The sequence below is a fragment of the Elioraea sp. genome (assembly GCF_051860475.1).
Classification (GTDB): domain Bacteria; phylum Pseudomonadota; class Alphaproteobacteria; order Acetobacterales; family Acetobacteraceae; genus Elioraea.
Map to the genome: position 1 here is coordinate 1 of NZ_JBHYDW010000204.1, position 5734 is coordinate 5734.

The window sequence follows — 5734 nt, forward strand, 5'->3', positions numbered from 1 at the left end:
ATCATCTGCAGCGCGTCATCGCCGCCGCCCTCGGCCAGGGCTTCCAGCATCACGTCCCACAGCCCGCTCGCCGTCCAGCGACGATACTGCCGGTGCACCGAGTTCCAGTTGCCGAGTTCGCACGGCAGATCGCGCCAGGGCGCGCCGGTGCGCGCGATCCAGAAAATCGCGTCCAGCACTCGACGGTGGTCAACAGGCGGGCGACCGCGTCGGGGGCCGGTCTCGATCACGAACGGCGCGAAGAACGCCCACTCCTCGTCACTCAGCAAGCCTCGGATCACCGCTGATCTCCTGCATGAAGATCAGCCTCGAATCACACTCAGCCGCGTCGGGGGAATCCCCCTCGTGAACTTTGTCCACGCGGCCTAGTGTACGGCGCGATGGTGGAAAGCCTGCGCGCGTAGCGGCGGTTGCCCTCACCCGGTCCCTCTCCCAGGTCAGTGGGAGAGGGCCAGCGTGAGGGTCGCTGCGATGATCAGACGATGACGCCATAAAGGCGCGAAGCCGCCTCGTTCGACACCAGCCCATCCGCGACGTCCCGCTTCACCAGCGCCGGGTCGCGGTCGCGCGGGTTGCCCATGCCGCCGCCGCCTGGAAGGTGCAGCACCAGCCGTCGGCCCTCGGGAATGGTCTGGAACCCCTTCGTCCGCAGCACCGTGCCGTCGTCGAGCAGCACCGCACCGGATGCGCCATTGCCGCCGCCGAACCGTCCCTTCGGCGCGTTCGCGACCCGGTCGAAGATCGCGTTCACCGCGAACTCGGCATCGCCCTTGGTGCCGATCACCATGATCTGGCCGGCCCCGCCGCGCGTCCTGCCCGCGCCGGCGCTGTCCGGGCGCAGCTCCTTGGTCCAGAAGATCACCGGGGCGACGTTCTCGGTCGCCTCCACCGGCATGGTGCGCACGCCGGAGGGGAAGGCGATGCCGGAGAGCCCGTCACGGGTCGCGCGCGCGCCGGTGCCGCCGGAGTTGAAGCTGATGATCTCGAAGTCGGGCAGCTTCGCCTTCTGCCCCGACACCTGCGACCCGCCGCGCAGCGGCGGGTTCCACAGGCACGACGAGCCTTCCGCCGCGACGCGCTCCGGCACCGCCTGGGTAAGGCAGCCCATCATCAGGTCAGGCAGCAACTGGCCGATCACGTGGCGCACGCTGACGGGGTAGGGACGCGGCGCGTTGAGGATGCAGCCCTCGGGAATGGCGATGCGGAAGGGCTGGAGCGATGCCCAGTTGTTCGGGATCTCGGGCGCGACGACGACCTTGAGTCCGAAGCACGTATAGGCGCGGCAATAGGCGGGCGGCACGTTGATGCCGCGCGTCGACAGCCCCGAGGTGCCGGCGTAGTCCACGTCGATGGTGGCGTCGTGCACCGTCAGCTTGGCGTGCAGCGTGACCGGGGCCTCGTAGCCGTCGGAGCGGATCTCGGCTTCCCAGGTGCCGCGCGGCAGGCGCGCGATCTCCGCTTCGGTCGCGCGCAGGGACGCCTCGAAGATCGCCTCGGCCAGCGGGTCGAGGCTCTCCATGCCGAACTCGTCCATCATCTCGATCAGACGCTTCGCCCCGGCATCGTTGCAGGCGCACAGCGAATAGACGTCCCCCTCGAGCTCGACCGGCGTGCGGCTGCCCGCGCGCAGGAAGTCGAAGAAGGTCTCGTTCGCCTCTCCCCGGTCGAAGCACTTGACGATCGGGATGTAGAGCCCCTCCTCGAACACCGACCGTCCCTCGGGGCCCATGCCGAGCCCGCCGATGTCGATGATGTGCGCGGTGTTGGCGAACAGTCCGACGATGCGCCCGTCCTTGAACGCGGGCGTGACGACGGTGAGGTCGTGCAGGTGCCCGGTGCCGAGCCAGGGATCGTTGGTGATGTAGTGATCGCCGGGCTGCATCGTCTCGGCTGGAAACTTCTTCAGGAAGTGGCCGACCGATTCCATCATCGAGTTCACATGACCCGGCGTTCCGGTCACGGCCTGGGCGAGCATCCTGCCCTTGAGGTCGAAGATGCCGGCGGAGAGGTCGCCCGCCTCGCGCACGGTCGTCGAGAACGCCGTGCGGATCATCGTCTGCGCCTGCTCCTCGACCACGGCGATCAGGCGATTCCACATGATCTGCGTCTGGATCTTCGCGAGCGCGGCACTGGCGGGCGTCGCGGGGGCCATGTCGGTCATCGGTCGAACTCCCTCAGCCCTGGCTCAGCCGAATGTAGCCGAACCCGTCGATCTCCGCGCGCCAGCCGGGCCCGACCAGCGTGGAGGTCTCGTCCTCGGCGACGATCGCGGGGCCGTCGAGCGTCACGCCGGGCGTGAGCGAGGCGCGGTCGTAGATCGCCCACTCGGACACGCTGCCCGTGGTGGTGTCGCGCACCGCCTGGCTGCGCGCAGGCGCCGCCGTTGCGCGCGCCGGTGCAGCCTTCGTCGCCGCGACCGGTTGCGGCACGGTCGCGACCGTCACCGCGAAGGACAGGATCTCGACATCCGAGCCCGGCACCGGCCGGTCGTAGAACGCGGCATAGAGCCGGTCGTACTCGGCGCGGATGGCAGCGACATCCGTCTCGGTCAGAACCCGCGCGGGGATCGGAACGGCGATCTCGTGGCCCTGCCCGACATAGCGCATGTAGCCGAGCCGGTGCTCCTCGGTCGCCTGCCCGGCCGCGCCAAGCGACACGATTGCGGCCGCTTCCGCCTGCATCTCGCAGAGCAGCGCGTTCACCGCGGCGAGATCGAAGCTCGCGAAGCGCTGGTAGAGGCTCTTCACCACCTCATAGGCGACGGGCGCGCGCAGGAAGCCGATCGCGCTGCCTACGCCGGCGCCGGACGGCACCAGCACGCGCCGGATGCCGATCTTCTCGGCGACGCGATAGGCATGCACCGGCCCACCGCCGCCGAAGGCGATCAGCGTGCGGCCTTCGAGGTTCTTGCCGGACTCGATCGCATGCACGCGCGCCGCGTTCGCCATGTTCTCGTCCACCATCTCGACCACGCCGAGTGCTGCCATCGGCGGATCGAGGCCGAGACGATCGCCCACATGCTCAACCAGCGCTTGCCGGGCCGCCTCGGGATGCAGGGCGAGCTTGCCGCCGGCGAAATGCGTCGGGTCGTAGCGACCGAGCACGAGATTCGCGTCCGTCACCGCGGGCTTGTCGCCGCCGCGTCCGTAGCAGGCCGGTCCTGGATCGGCGCCCGCGCTCTCGGGTCCGACGGCGATCCGGCCCAGCGCATCGACATGCGCGATCGAACCGCCACCCGCGCCGATCTCCACCATCTCGAGCACGGGGATGCGCAAGGGCAGGCCGGAGCCCTTCCTGAACCGGCCAACACGCGCGACCTCGAAGGTGCGTGACGTCTGCGGCCGGTAGTCGTCGATCAGGCAGACCTTCGCGGTGGTGCCGCCCATGTCGTAGGAGAGCACATCCGCGATGCCGCATTCGCGCGCGATCGTGGCGGCGAAGATCGCCCCGCCCGCGGGCCCGCTCTCGACCAGGCGGATCGGGAACCGGCACGCCGTCTCGACCGTGGTGAGCCCACCACCCGAGAGCATCATGAACAGCGGCGCGGTAATGCCGAGCTCGCGCAAGCCGCTCTCCAGCCGCGTCAGGTAGCGGCTCATCAGCGGCTGCACATAGGCATTGGCGACCGTGGTGGAGAACCGCTCCCACTCGCGCATCTCCGGCGACACCTCGGAGGAGAGGCTGATCGGAACGTCCGACAGTTCCTCGGCGAGGATCTCGCGCGCGCGGCGCTCATGCGCGGGATTGACGAAGGCGTGTAGGAAGCCGATCGCGATCGCCTCCACCCCTTCCGCCTTCAGCGTCGGCACCAGCGCGCGCAAGCCGGCCTCGTCGAGCGGGCGCAGCGCATGCCCTTCGTTGTCGAGCCGTTCGCCGACCGGCAGGCGCAACCGGCGCGGCACCAGCGGCTCGGGTAGCACGATCTGCAGGTCGTACTGGTCGAAGCGCGCCTCGTTGCCGAGCGCCAGCACGTCGCGGAAGCCCTCGGTGGTGATCAGCGCGGTCTTCGCCCCCTTGCGCTCGATCAGCGCGTTGGTGGCGAGCGTGGTGCCGTGGATGACGATCGAGAGGTCGGATGGGGCGAGTCCGGCTTCGGCGAGGATCGCGCGCACGCCCTCCATCACGCCCTGCTCGGGCGCAGCCTGTGTGGTCAGCACCTTGGTCGTCCAGCGCCGCGCGCCGTTCTCCAGCGCGAGGTCGGTGAAGGTGCCGCCAATATCGACGGCGAGACGCGCGCTCACGACGACGCCTCTGCCATCCAGCGCTGCAACACCGCGGCGGCTTGCGCGAAATCCTCCATCCGCATGTCCTCGTCGGGATTGTGGCTGCCGTTCTGGTTGCGCACGAAGATCATCCCGGCGGGGATGCCGGCAGCGGCGAAGGCCGCCGCGTCATGCCCGCCGCCCGAGGGCATCATCTTGTGCATAATGCCGAGATCGCGAGCGGCCTTCGCCAACCCCTCGCGCACACCGGCATCCAACAGCCCCGGCTGCGAGCCGCGCTCGGCTCCGAGCTCGAAGCGCACGCCGCGGCGCGCCTCGATCTCCGGCACCATCCGATGCAGTGCCGCCATCAGCGCATCGCAGTTCGCCATCTCGACGCTGCGGATGTCGAGCTGGAACTCCGCCTCGCCGGGGATCTTGGTGAAGCCCGCGTCCTCCGTGGTCGCGAGCACGCAGAAGGTGCAGACCATCTCGCGCCCCATCGCATCCAGCCGCGCCCATTCCTCGTCGAGCCGGTAGGCGAGTTCCGCAAGCGCGATCGCCGCGTCGTGGCGGTACTTGCGCGGGGTCGCCCCCGAGTGGTCGTACTTGCCCAGCACGCGGGCCGCGCGCAGCCGGCGCGAGCCGGGGATGCCGGTGACGATGCCGACGGGAATCCCCTCGACGTCCAGCACCGGCCCCTGCTCGATGTGCAGCTCGACGAAGGCGGCGACGGTCTCGCGCGTCAGGCTCGCACGGCCGGCGCGCGCGGCCTCTGGATCGAAACCCTCCTCGGCCATGTGCTCGGCGAGCGTCCGCCCGCTGTCCTGGCGCCGAACCTCCAGCTCCTCCGGTGCGAGCCGGCCGAGCGCGCCGCGGCTGCCGGGATAGGAGGTCGGGAACCACGATCCCGCCTCCTCGGCGCGGATCGCCATCACGGTGACGTCGCGGCCCGGCGTGAACCCGGCACGCGCCATTCCGGCGACGGCGGCGAGCCCGGCGACCACCCCGGCCGCCCCGTCGTAGTTGCCGCCGCGCGTCACGCTGTCGAGGTGGCTGCCGACGATCACCCGCGGCGCGGCGCGATCCGCACCGGGCAGGGTGAGGAACCGGTTGCCCATGTGGTCGGTCGCAATGTCGAGCCCGAGCGTCGCCGCTTCGGCGAGCACGATCTCATGCGCGATCCGCTCACCCGGGCCATAGGCCTCGCGCGTGATGCCCACGCCGTCATGGGTGCGCGCGCGCAACGCCTCGAACACGCGCGCCGCCAGATCGACGTCCGGCGTCAGATTGGCAAGCATCTCAGCCCTCGTGGGTGGCAGCGACTGTCGTCAGGATGCGCGCGGCCTCGGCGAAGTCGGCGAGATCCATCGCCTCGTCGGGGTTGTGGCTGCCGTTCTGGTTGCGGATGAACAGCATCGCCGCCGGCACGCCGGCGTCGTGGAAGGCGAGCGCGTCGTGGCCGCCGCCTGAGGGCATCTCGTGCACCGCGATGCCGCGCGCGCGTGCTGCCGCGCGCAGCCGGTCCAGCA

General features: G+C 70.1%; 5 protein-coding genes. All 5 read right to left on the reverse strand.

Annotated features, from left to right (window positions below):
• A partial coding sequence (locus ACTIFU_RS22065) for a transposase (protein ID WP_439580476.1) occupies positions 1-269 on the reverse strand: 269 nt, incomplete at its 3' end.
• A gap of 206 nt (positions 270-475) precedes the next feature.
• Positions 476-2161: a hydantoinase B/oxoprolinase family protein gene (locus ACTIFU_RS22070; RefSeq protein ID WP_439580477.1), complete on the reverse strand. Its 1686-nt coding sequence runs from the start codon at positions 2159-2161 to the stop codon at positions 476-478.
• Between the two features lie 13 nt (positions 2162-2174).
• Positions 2175-4241, reverse strand: a complete 2067-nt coding sequence (locus tag ACTIFU_RS22075) for a hydantoinase/oxoprolinase family protein (RefSeq protein ID WP_439580478.1) — start codon at positions 4239-4241, stop codon at positions 2175-2177.
• Entirely contained in the window at positions 4238-5503 is a 1266-nt protein-coding gene (locus ACTIFU_RS22080; protein ID WP_439580479.1) for a hydantoinase/carbamoylase family amidase, read from the reverse strand. Before ACTIFU_RS22080 ends, ACTIFU_RS22075 begins: the two co-directional genes overlap by 4 nt.
• Position 5504: 1 nt before the next feature.
• Positions 5505-5734: M20/M25/M40 family metallo-hydrolase (locus ACTIFU_RS22085; RefSeq protein WP_439580480.1), on the reverse strand; the 230-nt coding region annotated here is incomplete at its 5' end.